The organism is Pseudomonas putida (genome assembly GCF_026625125.1).
Classification (GTDB): Bacteria; Pseudomonadota; Gammaproteobacteria; order Pseudomonadales; family Pseudomonadaceae; genus Aquipseudomonas; species Aquipseudomonas putida_X.
In genome coordinates this window covers 147,928-173,051 of record NZ_CP113097.1, presented here as the reverse complement: position 1 = coordinate 173,051, position 25,124 = coordinate 147,928, and the positions used below count along the sequence as shown (strand labels likewise).

Annotated in this window: 25 protein-coding genes; 14 read left to right on the top strand and 11 right to left on the bottom strand. The window is 62.6% G+C overall.

The genetic code is table 11. The features are described 5' to 3' along the window. Positions 1 to 24 precede the first annotated feature (24 nt). From spoT to OSW16_RS00830, 3 genes are read left to right on the top strand one after another with little or no spacing between them, the layout of a single operon-like run. The gene (spoT, locus tag OSW16_RS00840; RefSeq protein WP_267820035.1) at positions 25 to 2,130 is read left to right on the top strand and encodes a bifunctional GTP diphosphokinase/guanosine-3',5'-bis pyrophosphate 3'-pyrophosphohydrolase; all 2,106 of its coding nucleotides are present in this window, start codon (positions 25 to 27) and stop codon (positions 2,128 to 2,130) included. A 23-nt stretch (positions 2,131 to 2,153) separates the two neighbouring features. Beyond that, a complete protein-coding gene (locus tag OSW16_RS00835; protein WP_012312121.1) occupies positions 2,154 to 2,534 on the top strand; it encodes a RidA family protein in 381 nt (126 codons plus the stop codon). 55 nt (positions 2,535 to 2,589) lie between these two features. Further along, positions 2,590 to 3,315 (top strand): hypothetical protein, encoded by a 726-nt coding sequence (locus OSW16_RS00830; RefSeq protein ID WP_241806744.1) that lies wholly within the window; start codon positions 2,590 to 2,592, stop codon positions 3,313 to 3,315. 125 nt (positions 3,316 to 3,440) lie between these two features. Here the strand turns inward: OSW16_RS00830 and OSW16_RS00825 are convergent, their stop codons facing one another. Next, positions 3,441 to 4,298, bottom strand: a complete 858-nt coding sequence (locus OSW16_RS00825; RefSeq protein ID WP_267820032.1) for an SDR family oxidoreductase — start codon at positions 4,296 to 4,298, stop codon at positions 3,441 to 3,443. Positions 4,299 to 4,488: 190 nt separating this feature from the next. On the opposite strand from OSW16_RS00825, the gene exbB reads away from it, so the two are divergent. The 6 genes from exbB to OSW16_RS00795 all read left to right on the top strand — a co-directional run bounded on the left by exbB (position 4,489) and on the right by OSW16_RS00795 (position 11,208). Beyond that, a complete protein-coding gene (exbB, locus tag OSW16_RS00820; protein WP_267820030.1) occupies positions 4,489 to 5,460 on the top strand; it encodes a tonB-system energizer ExbB in 972 nt (323 codons plus the stop codon). Between the two features lie 3 nt (positions 5,461 to 5,463). Continuing rightward, on the top strand, positions 5,464 to 5,892 hold the full coding sequence (gene exbD, locus OSW16_RS00815; protein WP_241806741.1) for a TonB system transport protein ExbD: 429 nt from the start codon (positions 5,464 to 5,466) through the stop codon (positions 5,890 to 5,892). Then, a complete protein-coding gene (locus OSW16_RS00810) occupies positions 5,889 to 6,623 on the top strand; it encodes an energy transducer TonB (RefSeq protein WP_241806740.1) in 735 nt (244 codons plus the stop codon). The genes exbD and OSW16_RS00810 overlap by 4 nt, the downstream gene beginning before the upstream one ends. 94 nt (positions 6,624 to 6,717) lie before the next feature. Beyond that, positions 6,718 to 7,644, top strand: a complete 927-nt coding sequence (locus OSW16_RS00805; protein WP_012312115.1) for a hydrogen peroxide-inducible genes activator — start codon at positions 6,718 to 6,720, stop codon at positions 7,642 to 7,644. A gap of 3 nt (positions 7,645 to 7,647) precedes the next feature. Next, positions 7,648 to 9,726: an ATP-dependent DNA helicase RecG gene (recG, locus tag OSW16_RS00800; RefSeq protein ID WP_267820026.1), complete on the top strand. Its 2,079-nt coding sequence runs from the start codon at positions 7,648 to 7,650 to the stop codon at positions 9,724 to 9,726. Between the two features lie 78 nt (positions 9,727 to 9,804). Further along, complete coding sequence (locus OSW16_RS00795) at positions 9,805 to 11,208, top strand: aminoacyl-tRNA deacylase and HDOD domain-containing protein (RefSeq protein WP_241806736.1); 1,404 nt, start codon at positions 9,805 to 9,807, stop codon at positions 11,206 to 11,208. A 32-nt stretch (positions 11,209 to 11,240) separates the two neighbouring features. Here the strand turns inward: OSW16_RS00795 and OSW16_RS00790 are convergent, their stop codons facing one another. From OSW16_RS00790 to OSW16_RS00775, 4 genes are all read right to left on the bottom strand, one after another. Beyond that, a complete protein-coding gene (locus tag OSW16_RS00790; protein ID WP_241806734.1) occupies positions 11,241 to 11,618 on the bottom strand; it encodes a helicase in 378 nt (125 codons plus the stop codon). A gap of 147 nt (positions 11,619 to 11,765) precedes the next feature. Further along, positions 11,766 to 12,065, bottom strand: coding sequence for an HU family DNA-binding protein (locus tag OSW16_RS00785; RefSeq protein ID WP_241806733.1), 300 nt, complete (start codon positions 12,063 to 12,065; stop codon positions 11,766 to 11,768). A gap of 188 nt (positions 12,066 to 12,253) precedes the next feature. Then, complete coding sequence (locus tag OSW16_RS00780; RefSeq protein WP_267820023.1) at positions 12,254 to 13,402, bottom strand: NAD(P)/FAD-dependent oxidoreductase; 1,149 nt, start codon at positions 13,400 to 13,402, stop codon at positions 12,254 to 12,256. A gap of 34 nt (positions 13,403 to 13,436) precedes the next feature. Further along, the gene (locus OSW16_RS00775; RefSeq protein ID WP_012312109.1) at positions 13,437 to 13,604 is read right to left on the bottom strand and encodes a rubredoxin; all 168 of its coding nucleotides are present in this window, start codon (positions 13,602 to 13,604) and stop codon (positions 13,437 to 13,439) included. A gap of 131 nt (positions 13,605 to 13,735) precedes the next feature. Here OSW16_RS00775 and OSW16_RS00770 point away from each other — a divergent pair, with 131 nt between their 5' ends. Together OSW16_RS00770 and ubiA are read left to right on the top strand one after the other, a co-directional pair. Beyond that, positions 13,736 to 14,293 carry a chorismate--pyruvate lyase family protein gene (locus OSW16_RS00770; RefSeq protein ID WP_267820020.1) on the top strand — a complete coding sequence of 186 codons (558 nt, stop codon included), beginning with the start codon at positions 13,736 to 13,738 and terminating at the stop codon, positions 14,291 to 14,293. Next, positions 14,293 to 15,183: a 4-hydroxybenzoate octaprenyltransferase gene (gene ubiA / locus OSW16_RS00765; RefSeq protein WP_241806730.1), complete on the top strand. Its 891-nt coding sequence runs from the start codon at positions 14,293 to 14,295 to the stop codon at positions 15,181 to 15,183. The genes OSW16_RS00770 and ubiA overlap by 1 nt, the downstream gene beginning before the upstream one ends. 72 nt (positions 15,184 to 15,255) lie before the next feature. On the opposite strand, the gene OSW16_RS00760 is transcribed toward ubiA, so the two are convergent. Next, entirely contained in the window at positions 15,256 to 15,627 is a 372-nt protein-coding gene (locus OSW16_RS00760) for a hypothetical protein (RefSeq protein WP_267820018.1), read from the bottom strand. 175 nt (positions 15,628 to 15,802) lie between these two features. Here OSW16_RS00760 and phoB point away from each other — a divergent pair, with 175 nt between their 5' ends. The 3 genes from phoB to OSW16_RS00745 all read left to right on the top strand — a co-directional run bounded on the left by phoB (position 15,803) and on the right by OSW16_RS00745 (position 19,394). Continuing rightward, positions 15,803 to 16,492, top strand: a complete 690-nt coding sequence (phoB, locus tag OSW16_RS00755) for a phosphate regulon transcriptional regulator PhoB (protein WP_012312105.1) — start codon at positions 15,803 to 15,805, stop codon at positions 16,490 to 16,492. A 136-nt stretch (positions 16,493 to 16,628) separates the two neighbouring features. Continuing rightward, a complete protein-coding gene (gene phoR / locus OSW16_RS00750) occupies positions 16,629 to 17,936 on the top strand; it encodes a phosphate regulon sensor histidine kinase PhoR (RefSeq protein WP_267820016.1) in 1,308 nt (435 codons plus the stop codon). 117 nt (positions 17,937 to 18,053) lie between these two features. Next, complete coding sequence (locus OSW16_RS00745) at positions 18,054 to 19,394, top strand: hemolysin family protein (RefSeq protein ID WP_241806728.1); 1,341 nt, start codon at positions 18,054 to 18,056, stop codon at positions 19,392 to 19,394. Between the two features lie 32 nt (positions 19,395 to 19,426). On the opposite strand, the gene OSW16_RS00740 is transcribed toward OSW16_RS00745, so the two are convergent. The 5 genes from OSW16_RS00740 to pstA all read right to left on the bottom strand — a co-directional run bounded on the left by OSW16_RS00740 (position 19,427) and on the right by pstA (position 25,121). Continuing rightward, on the bottom strand, positions 19,427 to 20,326 hold the full coding sequence (locus tag OSW16_RS00740; RefSeq protein ID WP_267820014.1) for a M23 family metallopeptidase: 900 nt from the start codon (positions 20,324 to 20,326) through the stop codon (positions 19,427 to 19,429). A 152-nt stretch (positions 20,327 to 20,478) separates the two neighbouring features. Further along, entirely contained in the window at positions 20,479 to 21,390 is a 912-nt protein-coding gene (locus tag OSW16_RS00735) for a response regulator (protein WP_267820012.1), read from the bottom strand. Positions 21,391 to 21,555: 165 nt separating this feature from the next. Then, positions 21,556 to 22,326, bottom strand: a complete 771-nt coding sequence (phoU, locus tag OSW16_RS00730) for a phosphate signaling complex protein PhoU (protein WP_267820010.1) — start codon at positions 22,324 to 22,326, stop codon at positions 21,556 to 21,558. Between the two features lie 188 nt (positions 22,327 to 22,514). Continuing rightward, complete coding sequence (gene pstB / locus OSW16_RS00725) at positions 22,515 to 23,348, bottom strand: phosphate ABC transporter ATP-binding protein PstB (protein WP_241806722.1); 834 nt, start codon at positions 23,346 to 23,348, stop codon at positions 22,515 to 22,517. A gap of 102 nt (positions 23,349 to 23,450) precedes the next feature. Further along, positions 23,451 to 25,121, bottom strand: a complete 1,671-nt coding sequence (gene pstA / locus OSW16_RS00720) for a phosphate ABC transporter permease PstA (protein ID WP_267820008.1) — start codon at positions 25,119 to 25,121, stop codon at positions 23,451 to 23,453. Positions 25,122 to 25,124: the final 3 nt, after the last annotated feature.

Here is a 25,124-nt window from a genome sequence, read left to right as displayed (position 1 = left end):
TCTTCCTCGGCAAGAGGTGAAATCATGCCGGGCATAGAAGCCTTAGCCGAACGGCTGTCGACCTACCTGGGCCCCGAACAGGTCAACCTGGTTCGGCGCGCCTATTTCTACGCCGAACAGGCACACGATGGGCAACGCCGCCGCAGCGGCGAGCCCTACGTGACCCATCCGCTGGCGGTAGCCAGCATCCTCGCCGACATGCACATGGACCATCAGAGCCTGATGGCGGCCATGTTGCACGACGTGATCGAAGACACCGGCATCGCCAAGGAAGCGCTCAGCCAGCAGTTTGGCGAAACGGTTGCCGAGCTGGTCGATGGGGTCAGCAAACTGACCCAGATGAACTTCGAGACCAAGGCCGAAGCGCAGGCTGAAAACTTCCAGAAGATGGCCATGGCCATGGCCCGCGATATCCGCGTGATCCTGGTCAAGCTTGCCGACCGCCTGCACAACATGCGCACCCTGGAAGTGCTGTCTGGCGAAAAACGCCGACGCATCGCCAAGGAAACCCTGGAAATCTACGCCCCCATCGCCAACCGGCTGGGCATGCACACGGTGCGCGTAGAGTTCGAAGACCTTGGCTTCAAGGCCATGCACCCCATGCGGTCGTCGCTGATCCATCGGGCGGTCAAGAGCGCACGCGGCAACCGCAAAGAGATCGTCGCCAAGATCGAGCACTCGCTGGCCAACTGCCTGGCTGCCGACGGTATTAAAGGCGAGGTCAGCGGCCGGCAGAAACACCTCTATGGCATCTACAAGAAGATGCGCGGCAAGCGCCGCGCCTTCACTGAGATCATGGACGTGTACGCCTTCCGCATCATCGTCGACAAGGTCGACACCTGCTACCGCGTGCTCGGTGCCGTGCACAACCTGTACAAGCCGCTGCCCGGGCGCTTCAAGGACTACATCGCGATCCCCAAGGCCAACGGCTATCAGTCGTTGCACACCACGCTGTTCGGCATGCACGGCGTGCCCATCGAAATCCAGATCCGTACCCGCGAAATGGAAGAGATGGCCAACAACGGCATCGCCGCGCACTGGCTGTACAAGTCCAACGACGAGCAGCCCAAAGGCAACCATGCGCGCGCCCGCCAGTGGGTCAAGGGCATCCTCGAGCTGCAGCAGCGTGCCGGCAACTCGCTGGAATTCATCGAGAGCGTGAAGATCGACCTGTTCCCTGACGAGGTCTATGTCTTCACGCCCAAAGGCAGGATCATGGAGCTGCCCAAAGGCTCCACCGCCGTGGATTTCGCCTATGCGGTGCATACCGATGTGGGCAACAGCTGCATCGCCTGCCGCATCAACCGGCGCCTGGCGCCACTGTCCGAGCCGCTGCAGAGCGGTTCGACGGTTGAGATCGTCAGCGCCCCGGGCGCGCGGCCCAACCCGGCCTGGCTCAATTTCGTGGTCACTGGCAAGGCCCGTACGCACATCCGCCACGCACTCAAGCAGCAGCGACGTTCCGAGTCGATCAACCTGGGCGAGCGCCTGCTGAACAAGGTGCTGACCGGTTTCGACAGCAGCCTCGAGCAAATCCCTCAGGAGCGTATCAACGCGATTCTCGCCGAGTACCGCCTGGAACTGATCGAGGACCTGCTCGAAGACATCGGCCTGGGCAACCGCATGGCCTATGTGGTGGCCCGCCGCCTGCTGTCAGCCGAAGGCGAGCAGCTGCCGGCGCCGGAAGGCCCGTTGGCGATCCGCGGCACCGAAGGCCTGGTATTGAGCTACGCCAAGTGCTGTACGCCCATCCCGGGCGACCCGATCGTCGGCCACCTGTCGGCAGGCAAGGGCATGGTCGTGCACCTGGAGAACTGCCGCAACATCAGTGAAATCCGCCATAACCCGGAGAAGTGCGTACAGCTTTCCTGGGCCAAGGACATCACCGGCGAATTCAATGTCGAGTTGCGTGTCGAGCTGGAGCACCAGCGCGGCCTGATCGCCCTGCTGGCCAGCAGCGTCAATGCCGCCGACGGCAACATCGAGAAGATCAGCATGGACGAACGCGACGGCCGCATCAGCGTTGTCCAACTGGTGGTCAGCGTGCACGACCGCGTGCACCTGGCTCGTGTGATCAAGAAGCTGCGTACGCTGACCGGCGTGGTCCGCATCACCCGCATGCGTGCGTAGTCCGCCAACCGCAAGGAGTCATCATGAGCAAGACCGTCATCAACAGCGACAAGGCCCCTGCCGCCATCGGTACCTACTCGCAAGCGATCAAAGCCGGCAACACCGTTTACATGTCGGGCCAGATCCCGCTGGACCCGAACACCATGGAACTGGTTGAGGGCTTCGAGGCCCAGACCGTACAGGTCTTCGAGAACCTCAAGGCCGTCGCTGAAGCTGCCGGCGGTTCGTTCAAGGACATCGTCAAGCTGAACATCTTCCTCACCGACCTGAGCCACTTCGCCAAGGTCAACGAAGTCATGGGCCGCTATTTCGAGCAGCCATATCCAGCCCGTGCTGCCATTGGTGTTGCCGCGCTGCCAAAAGGCGCCCAGGTAGAAATGGACGCCATCCTGGTCATCGATTGATGCCGCAGGTGACGGGCACCCTGCCCGTCACCTTTCAGTTCAAGGTCAACCTACCATGCGTCAAGCACTGCCCTTCGCGCTGGCAGCCCTGCTTCTGAGCGGCTGCGCCAGCCACAAACCCGAAGACTTCAACGGCACCTGGATCAACCAGGACGCCATCGACGCCGCCGTCAAAGGTGGCAGCCTGCGTCAGGCCCTCGATGAGCACGGCCCCATCTTCGAGTGGAAACTCGATGTGGCCAGCCAGCGGGCCAGCTACAGCAATGGTTTCGAGGCCGCTGACGGCCAATTGAGTGCCACTGACAAGCAGTGGCAGGCCAGCTTCCCGGGCGGCCAGACCGAACAGCTGGCGCTCGATGGCGACGAACTGAAGGCCACAGACACAACCGGCGCCGAACGCAGCTTCGTCCGCGCCAAACAACCCGGCAATGTGAGCCTGGGTAGCAGCTTCGAAAAAGCACTGTACCAGGCGTACCTGGGTGGGGACTGGAAGATCGTCGAAGGCCAGGGCAAAGGTAGCGTCGTCCACTTCGCCGACAACGGCGGCGTAACCGGCCTGCCCGGCCCGGACCGCTACGCTCTGTGCCTGGCCGGCGATTGCGCCAGCATGGGGGGCAGCAACGACAGCCTGTGGCTGGAGCGTAACCAGCGTGGCGCGCCATTCATCTTCAAGCGCGATGGCGACAAGCTGGAGATCTTCCAGGCGCTCAACCGTGCACAGCCCGATGAAATCCCGCAACTGGCCGCCGGTAATCGCCAGTGGGTGCTGGAGAAGGACTGACTCAAGCCCCGCCTGGCTTCACTGGCCTGATCGCCGGCAAGTCGGGCCCCACAGTTACGGTGCAGGCCTGCGGTCTGACACTGCCCAGCGTGGGGCCGGCTTGCCGGCGATAGGGCCAGCAGGCTTCAGCCTTCGCCTTTCAGGATCGCCGCGTACCCTTCCTTGTAACTCGGATACTGCGGTACCCAGCCCAATGCCCGCACCCGGGCATTGCTGCAGCGCTTGCTGCCAGTGCGGCGCACCCGCTGCTCATCGGACCATTCGGTAACGCCCATGTACGCTCGCAACCAGCCGACCACATCGGCCAGTGGCGCAGGGTCGTCATCAACGCCTATGTAGCAATCATCCAACGCCACACCCTCGGCATCGGCCTGCAGCAGGAACGCCAGCAGGCTTGCGGCATCCTCGGCATGAATACGGTTGCCATACAGCGGCGGCTCGGTGGCCACCCGATAGCCCTGACGCACCTGGCTCAGGAGCCACTCACGCCCAGGGCCATAGATCCCGGTCAGGCGCACGATGCTTGCGGGCAGGCCGCTGCTCAGCGCCAGCCGCTCCGCCTCCAGCATCACGCGCCCCGAATAGCCTTGCGGTTCGGTAGGTGCGGTCTCATCGATCCACTCCCCATCCTTTTGTGCAAACACGCTGCTGCTGGAGACGAACAGCAGGCGGCGCGGACGTTGCCCACGCTCGGCCAACCAACCCAGCACGTGACGCAAGCCTTCGACGTAGGCGCTTTGGTAACCCGCTTCATCGTGCTGGCTGGCGGCTACGCAGTACACCAGATAATCCGGGGAGTGCTGCGGCCAAGCCTGGGGCATGCCCGGATCGGACAGGTCGGCCGCGATCGGTACAACACCCTGTGGCAGGTGTTCGACCGAGCGACGCAGGCCGCTTACCTGCCAGCCACGGGCGAGTAATTGCCGAGCCAGCCGGCCGCCTACGTCACCACAACCCACGATCAATACGGAACGGTCTGACATCACTTAACTCCCTAGACCAAAGGTTCAGGCTAGCCGTATTACACGATGGGCGGCTAGACCATGGGCGAAAAAAGCTACAATATTACTTTTGTTAACAAGAATTACTTGCAATAATAGCGCCCCTATCTGTTCTCGGCCTGTATCGAGGCCTTGGAGAACGCACACTTTTTCTTCATCAGGTCCGGCCAGCATGACACGTACTCAACCTTCCGCTTCGCCAACCCCGTCGCGCGCCTGGCGCGCCATCGCCGCGCTGATGTTCAGCCTGGTCCTGGCCCCAGTGGCTATGGCCGATGAGCCCAATACCAACGTCAGCACCCCTGCAGCTGCAAGCGCGCCAGCCACCCCTGCCAGCGAAGGCCAGGCCCCTGCTGGCGACGCTCAGGTCGCTACACCGGTCGATGCGCCGGCAGCGGCAGCCCCGAGCACCGAAGCGGTGGTTGAGGACACTTCACTGGGCATGGCCCATGACCTGTCGCCGTGGGGCATGTACAAGAACGCCGACGTGGTGGTGAAAGCGGTCATGATCGGCCTGGCCATCGCCTCGATCATCACCTGGACCATCTGGATCGCCAAGGGCTTCGAGTTGATGGGCGCCAAGCGTCGTCTGCGCGGCGAAATCGCCCAGCTGAAGAAGTCTGCCAGCCTCAAGGAAGCCAGCGAAGTCTCCAACAAGGAAGGTACTCTGGCCCACACGCTGGTCCACGATGCCCTGGAAGAAATGCGCCTGTCGGCCAACGCCCGCGAAAAAGAGGGCATCAAGGAACGTGTCAGCTTCCGCCTGGAGCGCCTGGTGCATGCCAGCGGCCGCAACATGAGCAGCGGCACCGGCGTGCTCGCCACCATCGGTTCCACTGCGCCGTTCGTCGGCCTGTTCGGTACCGTGTGGGGCATCATGAACAGCTTCATCGGTATCGCCAAAACCCAGACCACCAACCTCGCCGTGGTTGCCCCCGGTATCGCCGAAGCCCTGCTGGCCACCGCCCTGGGCCTGGTCGCCGCGATCCCGGCCGTAGTCATCTACAACGTCTTCGCCCGCTCCATCGCCGGCTACAAAGCCCAGGTTTCCGATGCTTCGGCGCAGGTCCTGCTGCTGGTCAGCCGTGACCTGGACCACCAGGGTGGCGAGCGCGTCGCCCCGCACATGGTGAAAGTGGGGTAAGCCATGGGCCTGCATCTCAACGAAGGTGGCGACGACCTCGCCGAAAACCACGAAATCAACGTCACGCCGTTCATCGACGTGATGCTGGTACTGCTGATCATCTTCATGGTGGCCGCGCCGCTGGCCACGGTCGACATCAAGGTCGACCTGCCGGCCTCGACCGCCAAGCCGGCACCGAGGCCGGAAAAACCCGTGTTCGTCAGCGTCAAGGCCGACCAGAAGCTGTATGTCGGTGACGATCAGGTGCCTGCACCCAACCAGCTTGGCCCGATGCTCGACGCCAAGACCAAGGGCGACAAGGAAACCACCATCTTCTTCCAGGCCGACAAAGGTGTGGATTACGGTGACCTGATGGAAGTGATGAACAACATGCGCGCGGCCGGCTACCTCAAAGTCGGTCTGGTAGGTCTCGAGACGGCAGCCAAGAAATGACGAAGACGCGGCACAATCTGGCGCGTTACAGCGGCAGCCTGGTACTTGTGCTGGGTGTCCATGCCGTCGCTGTGCTGCTCACGCTCAACTGGTCGGTGCCCCAGGCCGTCGAGCTGCCCCCGGCAGCCATGATGGTCGAGCTGGCACCGCTGCCCGAGCCGGCACCGCCACCACCACCGAAGGCCGCTCCACAGCCGCCGGCACCGGTCGAAGAACCGCCGTTGCCCAAGGTAGCTGAAGCGCCCAAACCAAAGATCGCCATCGCCAAGCCGCCCAAGCCCAAACCCAAGCCTCAACCTCCGAAGCCTGTGAAAAAGCCTGAGCCGCCGAAGGATGAGCCACCGACCAAAGAACAGGTCGTGGACACGCCGCCAACCAATACGCCACCGCAGAAGTCGGCGGCACCGGCACCAAGCATTGCCGCGAACAGCAAGGCGCTGCCGACGTGGCAGAGCGACCTGCTGCGCCACCTGGCGAAGTACAAGCGCTACCCGGAAGACGCTCGCCGCCGGGGTCTTCAGGGCATCAACCGCCTGCGCTTCGTGGTCGATGCTGACGGCAAGGTGCTCTCGTACTCGATGGCAGGGGGTTCGGGCAGCGCAGCGCTGGACCGGGCAACCATGGAAATGATCCGCAGGGCCGGCAAGGTGCCCAAGCCGCCAGCGGAATTGCTGAACAATGGCACGATTGAAGTCGTAGCACCGTTCGTCTACTCGCTGGACCGTCGCTGAGACTTTTGTTTCTGTCACAAATCGGCAAGTCTGATAACGTGCGTCTATCGATTGCAGCCGCTATGCTGGGCTCGCAACTTCATGGACGCACGTTATGACCCTCACAGAATTACGCTACATCGTCACGCTCGCCCAGGAGCAGCACTTCGGCCACGCCGCCGAGCGTTGCCATGTCAGCCAGCCCACCCTGTCCGTCGGTGTTAAAAAGCTTGAGGACGAGCTTGGCGTGCTGATCTTCGAGCGCAGCAAGAGCGCGGTGCGCCTGACGCCAGTCGGTGAAAGCATCGTCGCCCAGGCGCAGAAGGTACTGGAGCAGGCGCAGGGCATCCGCGAGCTGGCCCAAGCCGGCAAGAACCAGCTCACCGCCCCGCTGAAGGTCGGTGCGATCTATACCGTCGGCCCTTACCTCTTCCCGCACCTGATCCCGCAGCTGCACCGCGTGGCCCCGCAGATGCCGCTGTACATCGAAGAGAACTTCACCCACGTGCTGCGCGAAAAACTGCGCAACGGTGAACTCGACGCGGTGATCATCGCCCTGCCGTTCAACGAAGCCGACGTGCTGACCCTGCCACTGTACGATGAGCCATTCTGCGCCCTGATGCCCGCCGACCATCCCTGGACCGCGAAAAAGACCATCGACACCGCCATGCTCAACGACAAGAGCCTGCTGCTGCTCGGCGAGGGCCACTGCTTCCGCGACCAGGTTCTGGAAGCCTGCCCGACGCTGAACAAAGGCGGTGAAGGCGCCAAGCACACCACGGTGGAGTCCAGCTCGCTGGAAACCATCCGCCACATGGTCGCTTCAGGCCTGGGCGTGTCGATCCTGCCGCTTTCGGCGGTGCACAGCCACCACTACGCACCGGGGGTCATCGAAGTGCGCCCGCTTACCGCGCCGGCTCCCTTCCGCACCGTAGCCATCGCCTGGCGCGCAAGCTTCCCGCGGCCCAAGGCCATCGAGATCCTTGCCGACTCGATTCGCCTCTGCTCGGTAGCCAAGCCCGCTGTGGAACAACCGGCCTGAGTCATGACTGAGTTGTCGAAGGTCTCGGTCACCGCGCTCAAGGGCGTAGGCGAAGCCATGGCGCAGAAGCTCGCCAAGGTCGGCCTGGAAAACCTGCAAGACGTGTTGTTCCACCTGCCGCTGCGCTATCAGGACCGCACCCGTGTGGTGCCTATCGGCGCCCTGCGCCCCGGCCAGGACGCAGTGATCGAAGGCGTGGTCAGTGGCGCCGATGTGACCATGGGCAAGCGCCGCAGCCTGGTCGTGCGCCTGGGTGATGGCAGCGGCGTGCTCAGCCTGCGCTTCTATCACTTCAGCAATGCGCAGAAGGAAGGCCTCAAGCGCGGTACGCACCTGCGCTGCTATGGCGAGGCCCGCCCCGGCGCCTCGGGCCTGGAGATCTACCACCCGGAGTACCGCGCACTCAATGGCGACGAGCCGCCACCGCCGGACGAGCAGACCCTGACGCCGATCTACCCGTCCACCGAAGGCCTCACCCAGCAGCGCCTGCGCCTGCTCTGCCAGCAGAGCCTGGGTATGCTCGGCCCGCGCAGCCTACCGGACTGGCTACCGGACGAACTGGCCCGGGACTACCACCTGGCACCGCTGGATGATGCCATCCGCTACCTGCACAACCCGCCGGCTGATGCCGACCTTGATGAACTCGCCGAAGGCCAGCACTGGGCCCAGCACCGCCTTGCCTTCGAAGAGCTGCTTACCCACCAGCTGTCGCAACAACGGCTGCGGGAAAGCCTGCGCAGCTTGCGCGCCCCCGTTCTGCCCAAGGCCAAGCGCCTGCAGGTGCAATACCTGGCCAACCTGGGCTTCAAGCCGACCGGCGCACAGCAGCGGGTAGCCGGTGAAATCGCCTACGACCTGAGCCAGGCCGAGCCGATGATGCGCCTGGTACAGGGCGATGTCGGCGCCGGCAAGACCGTGGTTGCCGCACTGGCGGCGCTGCAAGCACTGGAGGCGGGCTACCAGGTGGCGCTGATGGCGCCCACCGAGATTCTCGCCGAGCAGCACTACATCACCTTCAAGCGCTGGCTGGAGCCGCTGGGCCTGGAAGTCGCCTGGCTGGCGGGCAAGCTCAAGGGCAAGGCCCGCGCCAGCGCCCTGGAACAGATCGCCAACGGTGCACCGATGGTGGTGGGAACCCACGCGTTGTTCCAGGAAGAAGTGCAATTCAAGCACCTGGCCCTGGCGATCATCGACGAACAACACCGTTTTGGGGTGCAACAACGCCTGGCCCTGCGCAAGAAGGGTGTTGCAGGCGAACTGTGCCCGCACCAGCTGATCATGACCGCCACCCCGATCCCGCGCACACTGGCGATGAGCGCCTACGCCGACCTCGACACCTCGGTGCTCGACGAACTGCCGCCAGGGCGCACACCGGTGAACACCGTGCTGGTCGCCGATAGCCGGCGTTTCGAAGTGGTGGAGCGGGTACGCGCCGCTTGTGCCGAAGGGCGCCAGGCCTATTGGGTCTGCACGCTGATCGAAGAATCCGAAGAACTGACCTGCCAGGCAGCCGAGAGCACCTACGAGGAACTGGGCAGCGCCTTGGGCGAACTGCGCGTAGGGCTGATCCACGGGCGCATGAAGCCTGCGGAAAAAGCCGCGGTGATGGCCGAGTTCAAGCAAGGCGACCTGCAACTGCTGGTCGCGACCACCGTGATCGAGGTGGGTGTGGACGTGCCCAACGCCAGCCTGATGATCATCGAGAACCCTGAACGCCTGGGCCTTGCTCAATTGCACCAGCTGCGCGGCCGGGTTGGCCGCGGCAGCGCGGTGAGCCACTGCGTGCTGCTGTATCACCCGCCGCTGTCGCAGATTGGCCGCGAACGCCTGGGGATCATGCGCGAAACCAACGATGGCTTCGTGATTGCCGAGAAGGACCTGGAACTGCGCGGCCCGGGCGAAATGCTCGGGACACGTCAGACCGGCTTGTTACAATTCAAGGTCGCCGACCTGATGCGTGATGCCGACCTGTTACCCGCCGTGCGCGATGCCGCACAGGCCCTCATCGCACGCTGGCCCGAGCACGTGAGTCCCCTGCTCGACCGCTGGCTGCGCCACGGCCAGCAATATGGCCAAGTGTGACGCCAGTACCAGAATGGATCCAGCTTTGCGACCAGACTGGTTATACTTCGCGTTTAAAAGAATCAGTGGATACGGACCATGACTGAAGCTGCCCTGGACACCGCAACCCCACACGCACCCTCTGTCATCCGGCTGTTGCTCGAAAAGCTGGGCATTGCCTATCGCGAGGTGCCTGAGCATACGCAACTGCCGGCTGCTTCACGGGTACAGGCGATCCTGCTCGATGACGAGATCGGCGCATTGATGGTGCTGTTCCCGCATAGCAAACTGCTGGACCTCAATCGTCTGGAAGAGCTGACGGGGCGCAAGCTCAAGGCCGTGCCGTTACAGCGCCTGAAGCAGATGCTCGACAAGCATCATCTGAAGGCCTTGCCGGCGATTCCGGCCTTGACCAGTTCGCCCTGCCTCTATGAAGGCAAGTTGCTCGATGCCGACCGCCTGCTGATCCAGTCTGGCGAAGCCGGGCTGCTGCTGGAAATCCAGCGTGATGACTTCAAGCGCATGATGCACAAGGCCAGCGCTGGCACTTTCGGCCAACCCGTCAGGGAAATCCGCCCCAATCTCGACCGCCCGGATGATGACTCCAGGGAGATTACCCTGGCAGTGCAGGCCTTCACCGCCCGCCGCATCCAGAAGCGCCTGGAAGAAACCATCGAGATTCCGCCACTGGCCGATACGGCGCAGAAAATCATCAAGCTGCGCGTCGACCCCAACGCCAGCATCGATGACATCACCGGCGTGGTCGAAACCGACCCGGCCCTGGCCGCCCAAGTCGTCAGCTGGGCAGCCTCGCCCTATTACGCCTCTCCAGGCAAGATCCGCTCGGTGGAAGATGCCATCGTCCGCGTCCTGGGCTTCGATCTGGTGATCAACCTGGCCCTGGGCCTGGCATTGGGCAAGACCTTGAGCCTGCCCAAGGACCACCCGCAACAGGCGACGCCGTACTGGCAGCAGTCGATCTACACCGCGGCGATCATCGAAGGCCTGACCCGGGCCATGCCCCGGGCCGAACGTCCTGAGGCCGGCCTGACTTACCTGGCCGGGCTGCTGCACAACTTCGGCTACTTACTGCTGGCCCATGTGTTCCCACCGCACTTCTCGCTGATCTGCCGTCATCTGGAGGTCAACCCGCACCTCTGCCACACCTATGTGGAGCAGCACCTGCTGGGTATCAGCCGGGAGCAGATCGGCGCCTGGCTGATGAAGCTGTGGGACATGCCCGAAGAGCTGTCGACCGCGCTGCGGTTCCAGCACGATCCTGCCTATGACGGCGAATACTCGGCGTACCCCAACCTGGTGTGCCTGGCGACCCGCCTGCTACGCTGCCGCGGCATCGGCTCGGGGCCGCAGGAGGCGATCCCTGACGAGTTGCTGGAGCGCCTGGGCGTCAGCCGGGAGAAGGCTGAGGACGTGGTGAACAAGGTGCTCGAGGCCGAGAGCTTGCTGCGCGAACTGGCGTCGCAGTTCAACGCACCGCACTGAATACGTTGGGGCTGTTCGGCAGCCCCAGCCATTCAGCCTTTTTTCTTCTTCGGTTTCAGGTATTTCATCAAGCCCTGAAACCACATCACCAGCGCCGGATTGCCCTTGATCTGGATGCTTTTGTCCTGGATGCCCTGCATGAACGCCAGCTGCTTGTTGCTCGCCTGCATCGTGGCGAAGCCGTAGGCGGCGTCCTTGAACGCAATGGCAAAGGCTGGCTGTGCATGAGCGCCACCTTTGCTGCTGATGCGTTCGCCACTGACGATGAAGTGCCGGGCAACCTTGCCATCGAGCGTCTGCATCTGGAACACCAGGTCCTTGCCCACGAGTTGCTGCTGAAATGCCGGGTTGTTACGGCTGGCCCTGGCCATCAACAGCCCCATGGCCCAGAGAAGAAAGCGGAACTTCATCAACGCGCCTCGAATATAATGTGACCGAAGCTCGCAGTTTATCCGTTTCCTGGACAATTTACGCAAATTCGCAGCGTCATGCGTTCAGAAAGCGCAACGGGCGCACTAAGGCGCCCGTTTGAACAGAGGCTGCACGTCAAACGTCGATCATTTGGCTTTCTTGCCTGGCTTGGCAGACACATTGACGCTGTCACGCAGGTTTTTACCAGGCTTGAAGGCCACTGTATTGCTGGCCTTGATTTTCACCGGCTCACCCGTCTGAGGGTTCTTGCCGGTGCGGGCGCCACGATGGCGTTTTTCAAACGTACCGAAGCCCACGAGCGTCACGGTGTCTTTGTCCAGCGCACCGGTGATGCTGTCGAGAATGGCGTTGAGCACCTGGTTGGCCTTTTCCTTGGTCAGATCGGCCTTTTCGGCGATGACGGCGGCGAGTTCTGGTTTACGCATAATGAAGCCTCTTTGACGGGAATTCTTGTTGTTATTGCCGTGCTGCCCGTGAAGCAGCGTTCAAGGCACCGCAGGCTCTAATCTGCGGCAGACGGAAGTGAGAATGGCACGCCGACCGGGGCCGCGCCAGTATCTGGGCGGCCATTGTGCGGTCAACTACAGGATAAATCCGACAGAACGCCCGCTGTTTATGCCATCAGCGCGGGCAGCTGCCGGTTCAACGCCAGTTTTTCCGTCACAGCGCTGCCCGTCAGGGCATAGCCGAGCAACTGGCCGTCAGCGGCGTGACAGAGCACTTTCAGGTCACTGCCCTGCCCTTGCACCTGCCAGCTTCCCTCACAGCCAGGCGGCGGCGGCGAAACCACCAATGGGCAGGCCGGTGTTTTCACGGTGATGGGCATCGGCCCGTAACTGACCTGCGCCGGGTTGCCTGTCAACGTCTGGGCCAGGGCTCGCGCACAGGCCATCAAGGGCATCACATAGAGCAGGTTGATACCTTCGACTTCAGCACAGTCGCCCAGCGCGAAAATGTTGCCGTGGGAGGTGCGCAGCTGGCGGTCCACGACTACACCGCGGTTGGTCTGCAGGCCGGCTGCCGCAGCCAGGTCGGTGCGCGGGCGCAGGCCGATGGCCGACACCACCAGGTCGCAGGCGATCACGCTGCCATCGGACAGATACGCCTCAAGGCCTTCGCTCACCTGCTGCAGACGAGTGAGTACGGGGCCCAGGTGAAAGCGCACGCCCAGCCCTTGCAAGCCACCTTGAACAGCAGCGGCAGCGGCAGGATGCAACAGGGTCGGCATGACCTGCTCGCAGGGCGCCACCACATCGACCTCAAAACCACCCAGGCGCATGTCATTGGCGAACTCACAGCCAATCAGGCCGGCGCCGAGGATCAAGACACGCTGCTTGCCAGCCGCAGCAGCACGAAAACGTGCGTAGTCTTCCAGATCATTGATCGGGAACACATGATCAGCCCCGTCACCCTCGACCGGCACCTGCACCGTCTGCGCGCCCCAAGCCAGCACCAGGTCGCGGTACTCCACCGCTTCTTCGCCAATCCACAGGCGCTTGTGGCCAGGGTCGATACCGCTGATGCGCGTGTGGGTGCGGATCACCGCCTTGAGTTGCTCGGCCATGGCCCCCGGCTCGGCCATGCACAGGCCATCGGCGTCCTTTTGCTTGGCGAAGCCGGTGGAAAGCATGGGCTTGGAATAGGAGCGACCGTCGTCGGCCGTAATCAGCAGCAGCGGCGTCTCGCCATCGAGCTTGCGAAACTCACGGGCCAGGTTGTAACCGGCCAGGCCGGTTCCGATGATGACCACGGGGGACGTCATGTCGTGCTTTCCTCTTGGTTGAACAGCATTGCGATCAGCCGATGGCGATCATTTCAAAATCGCTTTTGCCAACGCCGCAATCGGGGCACAGCCAATCTTGTGGCACATCCTCCCAGCGCGTACCCGGCGCGATGCCGTCATCCGGCCACCCTTGGGCCTCGTCGTAGATCAGGCCACAGACAATACACTGCCACTTCTTCATGATTTGTCGTTCCTCGCTGCAGGCTCAGGCTTTGTCATTCGGGCTCAGGGCCCTTACGCGGGCATTATGCAAGCAGTTGGGGCAATCATGCTAAGCTCGCCGCCTCTCTGGCTGTAATCAAGCATACCGACGTGTCGTACGAATCCCCGCAAGCAGCCGCTGTCGCGTGGCTGGCGTATTCACAGCTGGCGACCAATATCGACCAGCACACCCACGACTGGCTGTTCGATGAAGGTTCTCTGACTCGCCGCCTGACCCGCCTGTCCGGCGGCCAATTCAGCGTTACCCCCCTGTTCGAAGGCTGGCAGCCACTGCGCGATGACGAGTGCCTGGCACTGGGCATCGCCCCAGGCGCCGAAGGCTGGGTACGCGAGGTGTACCTGCGCGGCCATGGCCTGCCTTGGGTGTTCGCCCGCAGCGTGGCCAGCCGCCAGGCGCTAGAGCGCGGCGGCCTGGACCTGGAAACCCTCGGCAGCCGGTCGCTGGGGGAATTGCTGTTCTGCGACCAGGCGTTCATCCGCCATCCTATCGAAGTGGGTAGTTATCCACAGGCCTGGCTGCCCGCCGAGGTTGCCCATGACGGCCTGTGGGGGCGACGTTCGCGCTTTGAACGCGACGGCCTCGACCTGCTGGTGGCCGAAGTATTCCTGCCGGCACTGTGGCAAGCAGCCAAGGAGGAAAACCGCTGATGTACCTGCAACTGCTCAAGTCGCTCAACCGCGTGCACCCGCGCGCGTGGGACTTCATCCAGCTCAGCCGCATGGACCGGCCGATCGGCATCTACCTGCTGCTGTGGCCTACCCTGACGGCGGTGTGGATCGCAGGGCTTGGTTCGCCAACCTTGGCCAACGTGCTTATCTTCGGCCTGGGCGTCGTACTGATGCGTGCCGCTGGCTGCTGCATCAATGACTTCGCTGACCGCAAGGTCGATGGCCACGTCAAACGTACCGCCGACAGGCCACTGGCCAGTGGCCGGGTCACGCCACGCGAAGCCCTGGCGCTGTTTGCGATCCTGGTGGCAGTGAGCTTCCTGCTGGTGCTTTGCACCAACAGCAGGACCGTGTGGCTGTCATTCGGTGCAGTGGCGTTGGCGTCCTGTTACCCGTTCATGAAGCGCTACACCTATTACCCGCAGGTGGTGCTGGGGGCCGCGTATTCCTGGGGCATCCCCATGGCCTTCACCGCCGCCGGCGGCGAGTTGCCGGCCAGCGCCTGGCTGCTGTACATCGCCAACCTGCTGTGGACGGTGGGCTACGATACCTACTACGCCATGGTCGACCGGGACGATGACCTGAAAATCGGGGTGAAATCGACCGCGATCCTGTTCGGCGAATCCGACCGGGTGATCATTCTGACCCTGCAGATGCTGTCGCTGGGCTGCCTGTTACTGGCGGGGAGCCGCTTCGAGCTGGGTGGCTGGTTCCACCTCGGGCTGCTGGGGGCCGCACTGTGCTTTGCCTGGGAATACTGGTCGACGCGCAAGCTGGACAGGGAGTCGTGCTTCAAGGCGTTTCTGCACAACCACTGGGCGGGGCTGCTGGTGTTCATGGGTGTGGTGCTCGATTACGCCCTGCGCTGACCACAACCCCGGCAAGCCAACCTGTGCGAGCCGGCTTGCCGACGATTGGGCCGCAAAGCGGCCCTGGCGGTCTCAAGGCTTGGCGACGTGCCAGACGTCTTTCAAACCATCACCGGTCATGTCTCCAGCCTTCTTGTCCTTGACGAAGGTATACAGGGGCTTGCCGTCATACGCCCACTGCTTCTTGCCATCGTCGCGCATCACCACCGACCACTTGCCCTTGGCAGGCTCGTCGTCGGCCTTGACCAGCAGCGGCGGCCAGTTGCTAGCGCACTCGCCATTGCACATCGACTTGCCGCCAGCATCCTTGTCGAAGGTGTACAGCGTCATGCCCGCGTGATCGACCCACATGCCGTCCTTTTCCATGGCATGGTGGGCCGACGCTACTCCGGGCAGTGCCAGCGCAGCGCAGAAGGCCATCCAGCTCAGCGTGTGTCGTGTCATTGGAATCACCTTGTATTCGGGGGGTGGAATGAGTTCGCACAGCCGCCGCAGCGGCCTCTGCAAGCCTAGTCCAGTCATGCGAAGTCGCCAGAATGGCCAACGCCCTGTCACACAGCTGCAATAATTCCGTTATCTAATGCGGGCCAGCCCCGAAATTCCAGGAGAGGTTCAAAGCATGGTTGGCAGAAACATTCTGATCGTCGACGACGAAGCGCCCATTCGCGAGATGATCGCCGTTGCATTGGAAATGGCCGGCTATGACTGCCTGGAAGCCGAGAACTCGCAACAGGCCCACGCAATCATCGTCGACCGTAAACCGGACCTGATCCTGCTCGACTGGATGCTCCCGGGCACTTCCGGCATCGAGTTGGCGCGCCGCCTCAAGCGCGATGAACTCACCGGCGATATTCCGATCATCATGCTCACCGCCAAAGGCGAAGAGGACAACAAGATCCAGGGCCTGGAAGTCGGCGCCGACGACTACATCACCAAACCTTTTTCGCCTCGCGAGCTGGTAGCACGCCTGAAAGCCGTGCTGCGTCGTGCCGGCCCGAGCGACAGCGAGGCCCCTATCGAAGTCGGCGGCCTGCTGCTGGACCCGATCAGCCACCGCGTGACCATCGACGGCAAGCCGGCCGAGATGGGCCCCACCGAATACCGCCTGCTGCAGTTCTTCATGACCCACCAGGAACGCGCCTACACCCGAGGCCAGTTGCTCGACCAGGTCTGGGGCGGCAACGTCTATGTCGAGGAACGCACCGTGGATGTGCACATCCGCCGCCTGCGCAAGGCACTGGGTGAAGCCTACGAAAATCTGGTACAAACCGTCCGGGGCACTGGCTACCGCTTCTCGACCAAGAGCTAGCTGCAAGCTGCAAGCTGCAAGCTGCAAGCAAAAACGAGCAGCTTCCAGGCTAGAAAAGGACTATCAGCATCACCGATCCGCTTCTTCTTGCAGCTTGTAGCTTGCAGCTTGCAGCTGGATCCGAAGGATCTGTCAATTGAACCAGAACTGGCACGCAACCCTCATTCGCCACCTGCTGCTGCTGATCACTGTCTGCCTGATAGGCGGCCTGGTCAGCGGTTATTACGGCTGGAGCCTGGCCATCGGCCTGGGCCTTTACCTGGGCTGGACCCTCAAACAGTTGCTGCGCCTGCACGACTGGCTGCGCAACCATCAGCCCGACGAAGCGCCCCCCGACGGCTACGGCCTGTGGGGCGAAGTGTTCGACAGCATCTATCACCTGCAACGCCGCGACCAGCGCGTACGCGGCCGCTTGCAGGCAGTGATCGACCGGGTGCAGGAGTCAACGGCCGCCCTGCGCGACGCGGTGATCATGCTCGACAGCGACGGCAACCTGGAATGGTGGAACCGCGCCGCAGAAACCCTGCTGGGCTTCAAGACCCCGCAAGATGGCGGCCAACCGGTCACCAACCTCGTACGCCACCCACGCTTCAAGGAATACTTCGAGTCGCATAACTTCGCCGAACCGCTGGAAATTCCCTCCCCCATCAATGACCGCATGCGCGTGCAGCTGCACCTCACACGCTACGGCAACAATGAGCACCTGATGCTGGTGCGCGACGTGACCCGCATCCATCAACTCGAACAGATGCGCAAAGATTTCGTGGCCAACGTATCGCACGAGTTGCGTACCCCCCTGACGGTGATTGCCGGGTACCTGGAAACCCTGCTGGATAACGTCGAAGACGTGAACCCGCGCTGGAACCGGGCACTGCAGCAGATGAGCCAGCAAGGCTCGCGCATGCAGGCCCTGCTCAACGACCTGCTGCTGCTGGCCAAGCTGGAAGCCACCGATTACCCATCGGACAACCAGCCGGTGGCAGTCGACGCACTGCTCGGTGCGATCATGAGCGACGCCCAGGCGCTGTCCGGGCCGCGCAACCAGCACATTACCCTGGAGGCCACGCCGGGCCTGCGCCTCAAAGGCAGCGAGTCGGAGTTGCGCAGCGCTTTCTCCAACCTGGTGTTCAACGCGGTGAAGTACACCCAGGACGAAGGCAAGATTCGTATCCGTTGGTGGGCCGACGCCGAGGGCGCTCACCTGACAGTGCAGGACTCGGGTGTCGGAATAGACGCCAAGCACCTGCCGCGCCTGACCGAACGCTTTTACCGCGTCGACTCCAGCCGCGCCTCCACCACAGGAGGTACGGGCCTGGGGCTGGCGATCGTCAAGCATGTGCTCATGCGCCATCGCGGGCGCCTTGAGATCAGCAGCGTACCGGGCCATGGCAGCACCTTCACCTGCCACTTCGCCCCCGCACAGCTGGCTGACGCTCACGCGTGATTCCAAGGGCCACTTTGCTTTTGCTGCCCCAGCCGCTACATTGAGCCCCCTGTGCCAGCAAAAGCTGGCACTTTTTTTCTAACCTTTCCCAAAGACGGACCCCGTAAAAAATCCATCATGGACCCTTCCCCTGGTATCAGCCTCACCTCGTTATTCGCCGATTTCGGCATGATTCTCTTCGCCCTGTTCCTGGTGCTGCTCAACGGCTTCTTCGTAGCCGCCGAGTTCGCCATGGTCAAGCTGCGCTCCACCCGTGTCGAATCCATTGCCGAGCAGCACGGCTGGCGTGGCAGCATCCTGCGCAAGGTACACAACCAGCTCGACGCCTACCTATCGGCCTGCCAGCTGGGTATCACCCTCGCCTCCCTGGGCCTTGGCTGGGTCGGTGAGCCGGCATTCGCCCACCTGCTCGAACCGTTGCTGGCCTACCTGGGCGTGGACACGCCCGAGTTGATCAAGGGTGTTTCGTTCTTCGTCGCCTTCTTCGTCATTTCGTACCTGCACATCGTGGTCGGTGAGCTTGCGCCCAAATCCTGGGCGATCCGCAAGCCCGAACTGCTGTCGCTGTGGACTGCGGTACCGCTTTACCTGTTCTACTGGTTGATGTACCCGGCCATCTACCTGCTCAACGCCAGTGCCAACACCATCCTGCGCTTTGCCGGCCAGGGCGAGCCTGGCCCGCACCACGAGCACCATTACAGCCGTGAAGAACTCAAGCTGATCCTGCACTCCAGCCGTGGCCAGGACCCGAGCGACCAAGGCATGCGTGTGCTGGCCTCGGCCGTGGAGATGGGCGAGCTGGAAGTGGTCGACTGGGCCAACTCGCGCGAAGACATGATCAGCATCGACGCCCATGCGCCACTCAAGGAAATCCTGGCCCTGGTGCGCCGCCACAAGTTCAGCCGTTATCCACTGTACGATGCCGAGCGTGAGGAGTTCACCGGGCTTTTGCACATCAAGGACCTGCTGCTGGAACTGGCCGAACTCGAGCACCTGCCCGAAACCGTGGACCTCGAAGACTTGGCGCGCCCGCTGGAGCGTGTATCGCGGCACATGCCGTTGTCTCAGCTGCTGGAGCAGTTCCGCAAGGGTGGCGCGCACTTCGTGCTGGTCGAGGAAGCCGATGGCAAGGTGATCGGTTACCTGACCATGGAGGACGTGCTGGAAGTGCTGGTGGGCGACATTCAGGACGAACACCGCAAGACCGAGCGCGGCATCCTGGCCTACCAGCCAGGCAAGCTGCTGGTGCGTGGCGACACGCCGCTGTTCAAGGTGGAGCGTCTGCTGGGTATCGACCTTGACCACATCGAAGCGGAAACCCTGGCCGGGCTTGTCTATGAAACGCTCAAGCGTGTGCCTGAGGAAGAGGAAGTGCTGGAAGTCGAAGGCCTGCGCATCATCATCAAGAAGATGAAAGGGCCCAAGATCGTGCTGGCCAAGGTGATCAAGCTCGATTGAGCTGTCGGGGCCGCTTTGCGGCCCCGACACTATTAGGGGTTGCCTGCAGTAAAGTTCGGCAAACCGCCAATCGGCCGGTCGAACTGAAAAGGGATCGACTCCAGCGCCAAGCCGACGTTGCGCTGTACCACGAAATGCAGGTGCGGGCCCGTGCTGTTGCCGGTATTGCCCGACTTGGCCAATGCCTGCCCCAACGCCACCTGCTGCCCCTCAGCCACTACCACTGAACCGCGCATCAGGTGCAGATACACTCCCATCGTGCCGTCCGGGTGAAGAATACGCACGAAATTGCCCGAGGGGTTGGGCCCCCGCCCGCTCTGGCGGTTCTCGATCTTCACTACCATCCCACCCCTGGCCGCGATGATCGGGGTGCCCTCCGGCATAGCGATGTCCATGGCAAAACGGCCCTTGGGGCCGTAATGGCTGAAGCGCCCATTGGGGCCTTGAGTCAGGCGGAAAGGGCCGCCTTTCCACGGGAACGGGTAGCGGTAAGCCTGCGTGCGCTGGCCGGGGTCACCCATGGCGTACAGGAATTTGCTGGCGTACCTCAGCGCCCCGCCGGGTGCCGCCAATACAGAACTGAGCACCTTGGTCGAGCGTGGCCCGACTACGGCCCGCACGATCCGCGGACCGTTACCGCCGAAGGCGTTAGCCAACTGATCGATACGCAATTCAACCTGCATGGGCACATACAGCTCATTACGCACCAGGAAGCGTACGCCGCCGGGGAATGGCTCGGTTTGCAGGCGTACCCGCCCTTCTACCTGTTCAAACATCGGCTCGCCCAGCTCCAGCGCCTTGGCACCTGGGCTGGGCCGCTCGGAGTAGGACGCCACGCCGAAATTATCGGTGGTCTTGTAGATGGTCATGCCCAGGCTCGACGCGGAGGCCGTGAGCAAGGTACAGAGCAGCAGCAAGCGGGCAGCAGGCATGATAGTGGCTTTTTGACAGTTACCGTCTGTCGAAGCCTAGCAGTCGGATCTGGGAGCGGTATGACAGTTGGTCGGATGACCGCCGCAGTTCTGTAGTGACGGCCATGCGCCGCGAAAGGGCCGCACAGCGGCCCAGGGCGTTGTACGGGGCACTAGGCGCCGGGAGTGAAGTGCTTCTGCGCGGTGCCGCGGGCAATCAGCCGCGACAGGTAGTCGAGCTTCTGCGCATCCTGGTCGACGAACTTGAAGGTCAGTTGCAGCCAGTCGCTCTCAGGTTTCGGCTCCAATGCTGCGATGGCATGCAGGTAACCGTTCAGGCGAGCGACTTCAGCGCTCTCGCCCTGCTCCAGGTCCAGCACAGCGCCTTCGAGCACCTGTGGCAGCACGGCACTGCGACGCACCACCAGCAGCGCCTCTTTGAGGCTCAACGCCTTGATCACACAAGGCTGAGTACCACTGGAAAGGCGCAGCTGGCCTTGACCACGCCCGGTCTGCGCGGCGGCCGCAGCAGCCGTCTGCGGTTTCGGTGCATTGATCAATGGCTTGGCCGGCGCAGCGGCAGCAGCGGCAGCAGGCGTGGCCTTGACCGCTTCAGGTTTGCCCCCGGTCAGCGCGCTCAACGAATCGTTGGCGAACGCCGAATTCACCCGCGCCTGACCACCGGCTACCAAGCCTTCAAGCTTGCCGATCTTGGTCAGGGCCTTCTTCACTTTGGTCAGCAGCTGTTCGTTGGTGAACGGCTTACCGACAAAATCGGAAACGCCCGCCTGGATGGCCTGGATGACGTTTTCCTTGTCGCCGCGGCTGGTCACCATGATGAACTGCAGGCTCTTCATCTCTGGCTGCTGGCGGCACCAGGTCAGCAGCTCAAGGCCGGACATCTCGGGCATTTCCCAGTCGCACAGCACCAGGTCGAAGGTTTCCTTGGCCAGCATGGCCATGGCCTTGCGGCCGTTCACCGCATCTTCGATGACCATGCCCGGGAAGGCATTACGCAGGCACTTCCTCACCAGATCGCGGATGAACGGGGCGTCATCCACGACCAGCACATTGACTTTACTCATCGATACTCCTCTTGAATCCCGACTAGCCTACCGCCGATTGGTGGCCATTTGCCAACACCTGGATCACGCCGGGACTTCTTTGCATCGTTCGCGGGTGCCTGCTGACTGCTCAAGCGCAAACGAAAACGCCCGGCGAAAGCCGGGCGTCGATGCTCGGGAGCAATCTTATTTATCGTCAGGTTGAGCCGGAACATTAGCGATTTCGGCCTCATCACCCGCCGTTCCCTGAACTTCGGCTTTCATGCGCTTGAGGCCCATGTGGCGTACATCGGTACCGCGCACCAGGTAGATCACCAGTTCCGAGATGTTGCGCGCGTGGTCGCCGATGCGCTCCAGTGAACGCAGGGCCCAGATGACGCTCAATACCCGCGAGATCGAGCGCGGGTCTTCCATCATGTAGGTCACCAGTTCACGCAGGGCGGTCTTGTACTCGCGGTCGATGGTCTTGTCGTACTGGGCCACCGACAGGGCCAGGTCGGCATCGAAGCGGGCGAAGGCATCCAGTGCGTCGCGCACCATGTTGCGTACCTGGTCGCCAATGTGGCGCACTTCGACGTAGCCACGCGGCGACTCGCCTTCTTCGCACAACTGGATGGCGCGGCGGGCGATCTTGGTCGATTCGTCGCCAATGCGCTCCAGGTCGATCACCGACTTGGAAATGCTGATGATCAGGCGCAGGTCAGAGGCCGCGGGCTGGCGACGGGCGAGGATGCGCACGCATTCCTCGTCGATGTTGCGTTCCATCTGGTTGATCTGCTCGTCGACTTCACGCACCTGCTGGGCAAGGCCGGAGTCGGCCTCGATCAGCGCGGTAACCGCGTCGTTGACCTGTTTCTCGACCAGCCCGCCCATGGCCAGGAGGTGGCTGCGCACCTCCTCGAGTTCGGCGTTGAACTGCTGGGAAATGTGGTGCGTCAGGCTTTCTTTGTTGATCATCGTTTCGCTCCGGGAAGCTGCGGCAGCTGCAAGCTGCAAGCTGCAAGCTGCAAGCTTCAAGTAGTTCGTATCGTTCCTGGCCCCGCGCTAACTGCTCTTGCTTCTGCTTGAAGCTTGAAGCTTGAAGCTTGAAGCTTGAAGCTTGAAGCTTGAAGCTTGAAGCTCGCAGCCCGCCGCTCAAGGCACCGTTAGCCGTAGCGACCGGTGATGTAGTCTTCGGTCTGCTTCTTCGCCGGGTTGGTGAACAGGGTGTCGGTATCACCGAATTCGACCAGTTTGCCCATGTACATGAACGCGGTGTAGTCCGAAACACGGGCCGCCTGTTGCATGTTGTGGGTCACGATAACGATGGTGTACTTGGATTTCAGTTCGTAGATCAGCTCTTCGACCTTCAGCGTCGAGATCGGGTCCAGTGCCGAGCAAGGCTCATCGAGCAGCAGGACTTCAGGCTCGACGGCGATGGTACGGGCGATCACCAGACGCTGCTGCTGGCCGCCGGACAAGCCCAGCGCCGAGTCGTGCAAACGGTCTTTCACCTCATCCCACAGTGCAGCGCCCTTGAGCGCCCACTCGACCGCCTCGTCCAGCACACGCTTCTTGTTGATGCCCTGGATACGCAGGCCATACACCACGTTCTCGTAGATGGTCTTGGGGAACGGGTTTGGCTTCTGGAACACCATGCCCACACGACGGCGCAGCTCGGCCACGTCCTCACCCTTGCGGTAGATGTTGTTGCCGTACAGGTTGATGGCGCCTTCGACGCGGCAACCGTCCACCAGGTCGTTCATGCGGTTGAAGGTGCGCAGCAGGGTCGACTTGCCGCAGCCCGAAGGGCCGATGAAAGCCGTCACGCGTTGCTTGGGGATGTTCATGCTGACGTCGAACAACGCCTGCTTGTCGCCGTAGTACAGGCTCAAACCGGGTACTTCGATGGCCACGGTCTCTTCGGCCAGGCGCAGGCTCTGCTTGTCGCGGCCCAGGGCAGCCATGTCGATGCCGTGGGTGTGGGATTCTTGCTGCATGGTCTCACTCCGTTTGTAGCTGCATGCGTTGGGCTGCAAGCTGCAAGTTAGGGCAGAGCGGCAATCCTCTTGGGGCTTGCCGCTTGTGGCTTAAAGCTTCAATCAGTGGTCGAGGGCCTTGTACTTCTCGCGCAGGTGGTTACGGATCCACACCGCCGAGAGGTTGAGGGTGGCGATCACCATCACCAGCAGCAGCGCAGTGGCGTACACCAGCGGCCGCGCCGCCTCGACGTTGGGGCTCTGGAAGCCGACGTCGTAGATGTGGAAGCCCAGGTGCATGATCTTCTGGTCCAGGTGCAGGTACGGATAGTTGCCGTCCAGCGGCAACGACGGCGCCAGCTTGACCACACCCACCAGCATCAGCGGCGCTACTTCACCCGCGGCTCGGGCCACGGCGAGGATCATGCCGGTCATCATTGCCGGGCTGGCCATTGGCAGCACGATTTTCCACAAGGTCTCGGCCTTGGTCGCACCAAGCGCCAGCGAGCCTTCACGCACGGTGCGTGGAATACGCGCCAGGCCTTCCTCGGTAGCCACGATCACCACCGGCACGGCCAGCAGCGCCAGGGTCAGCGAAGCCCACAGCAGGCCTGGCGTGCCCAGGGTCGGTGCCGGCAGCGATTCGGGGAAGAACAGACGGTCGATCGAACCACCCAGCACGTAGACGAAGAAGCCCAGGCCGAACACGCCGTAGACGATGGCCGGAACGCCCGCCAGGTTGTTCACGGCGATGCGGATCAGGCGCGTCACCGGGCCTTGCTTGGCGTATTCGCGCAGGTAGACCGCCGCCAGCACGCCGAACGGGGTGACGATCACGGCCATGATCAGGGTCATCATGACGGTACCGAAAATGGCCGGGAAGATACCGCCTTCGGTGTTGGCTTCACGAGGATCGTCGCTGAGGAACTCCCAGACCTTGGCGAAATAAGTGCCCATCTTGGTAAAGCCGGACATGGCGTTGGGCTGGATGGCGTGCACCACCTTGCTCAGGTTGATCTCCACTTCCCGGCCGTTGCCGTCGCGAGCGACCAGGCTGTCGCGGGCGAAGGCCTGATGCAGGCTGCTGAGGCGGTCTTCGATGGCCTTGTAGCGGCTGTTCAACTCGGCACGTTCGGCATCCATGTCGGCCTGGGCGGTAGCGTCCAGCTTGCCTTCCAGCTCCAGCTTGCGGCCTTGCAGGCGCAGCCGCTCCAAGCCATGGTTGATGGCACCGATGTCTTTTTTCTCAAGCTGCTGCAGCTCGCTGTTGAGCTGGTTGGCGCGTTTGAGACGTGCCTGCAGCTCATTCCAGGCGCCAGCGCCTTCGGCGACCACGCGGCCTTGTTCCTTGACGCTCACCAGATAGCCGTAGAAGTTGCCCCATTCGCGGCGCTCCAGGGCGATCAGGTCGACCGGACGCTGCTCGTCGACCAACCATTCACCGACCACCCAGGTGAAGTCACTGCCGTTGAGGTCACGGTTACCCACCTTGATCAGCTCGCGGGTCATGAACTCGGGACCTTCGTCAGGCACCGGCAAGCCGGCACCCTTGAGGCGGGCGCGAGGTACTTCTTCTTTCTGAACCACTTCACCGACGATGACGTGGTCACCCTGGCCCGGCACCTTGTAGGTGGCCTGGACCAGGTCGGCGGGCCAGAAGTGGCCCAGGCCGCGTACGGCGATCACGGCCAGCAGGCCGACGGTCATGATGACCGCCATGGCAACCGCGCCACCGCTGATCCAGACGCCTGGGGCGCCGCTCTTGAACCAGCCTTTGAGGGAATCCTTTTTCACGGA

Coding starts and splice junctions, on each gene's coding strand:
- OSW16_RS00805 (WP_012312115.1), top strand. CDS start 6,718: ATGACCCTCACAGAATTACGCTACATCGTCACGCTCGCCCAGGAGCAG.
- OSW16_RS00795 (WP_241806736.1), top strand. CDS start 9,805: ATGACTGAAGCTGCCCTGGACACCGCAACCCCACACGCACCCTCTGTC.
- OSW16_RS00760 (WP_267820018.1), bottom strand. CDS start 15,627: ATGACACGACACACGCTGAGCTGGATGGCCTTCTGCGCTGCGCTGGCA.
- exbD (WP_241806741.1), top strand. CDS start 5,464: ATGGGCCTGCATCTCAACGAAGGTGGCGACGACCTCGCCGAAAACCAC.
- OSW16_RS00735 (WP_267820012.1), bottom strand. CDS start 21,390: ATGAGTAAAGTCAATGTGCTGGTCGTGGATGACGCCCCGTTCATCCGC.
- ubiA (WP_241806730.1), top strand. CDS start 14,293: ATGTACCTGCAACTGCTCAAGTCGCTCAACCGCGTGCACCCGCGCGCG.
- OSW16_RS00775 (WP_012312109.1), bottom strand. CDS start 13,604: ATGAAGAAGTGGCAGTGTATTGTCTGTGGCCTGATCTACGACGAGGCC.
- OSW16_RS00780 (WP_267820023.1), bottom strand. CDS start 13,402: ATGACGTCCCCCGTGGTCATCATCGGAACCGGCCTGGCCGGTTACAAC.
- exbB (WP_267820030.1), top strand. CDS start 4,489: ATGACACGTACTCAACCTTCCGCTTCGCCAACCCCGTCGCGCGCCTGG.
- OSW16_RS00835 (WP_012312121.1), top strand. CDS start 2,154: ATGAGCAAGACCGTCATCAACAGCGACAAGGCCCCTGCCGCCATCGGT.
- recG (WP_267820026.1), top strand. CDS start 7,648: ATGACTGAGTTGTCGAAGGTCTCGGTCACCGCGCTCAAGGGCGTAGGC.
- phoU (WP_267820010.1), bottom strand. CDS start 22,326: ATGATCAACAAAGAAAGCCTGACGCACCACATTTCCCAGCAGTTCAAC.
- OSW16_RS00785 (WP_241806733.1), bottom strand. CDS start 12,065: ATGCGTAAACCAGAACTCGCCGCCGTCATCGCCGAAAAGGCCGATCTG.
- OSW16_RS00745 (WP_241806728.1), top strand. CDS start 18,054: ATGGACCCTTCCCCTGGTATCAGCCTCACCTCGTTATTCGCCGATTTC.
- OSW16_RS00825 (WP_267820032.1), bottom strand. CDS start 4,298: ATGTCAGACCGTTCCGTATTGATCGTGGGTTGTGGTGACGTAGGCGGC.
- OSW16_RS00740 (WP_267820014.1), bottom strand. CDS start 20,326: ATGCCTGCTGCCCGCTTGCTGCTGCTCTGTACCTTGCTCACGGCCTCC.
- OSW16_RS00810 (WP_241806740.1), top strand. CDS start 5,889: ATGACGAAGACGCGGCACAATCTGGCGCGTTACAGCGGCAGCCTGGTA.
- spoT (WP_267820035.1), top strand. CDS start 25: ATGCCGGGCATAGAAGCCTTAGCCGAACGGCTGTCGACCTACCTGGGC.
- OSW16_RS00830 (WP_241806744.1), top strand. CDS start 2,590: ATGCGTCAAGCACTGCCCTTCGCGCTGGCAGCCCTGCTTCTGAGCGGC.
- OSW16_RS00790 (WP_241806734.1), bottom strand. CDS start 11,618: ATGAAGTTCCGCTTTCTTCTCTGGGCCATGGGGCTGTTGATGGCCAGG.
- pstB (WP_241806722.1), bottom strand. CDS start 23,348: ATGCAGCAAGAATCCCACACCCACGGCATCGACATGGCTGCCCTGGGC.
- phoB (WP_012312105.1), top strand. CDS start 15,803: ATGGTTGGCAGAAACATTCTGATCGTCGACGACGAAGCGCCCATTCGC.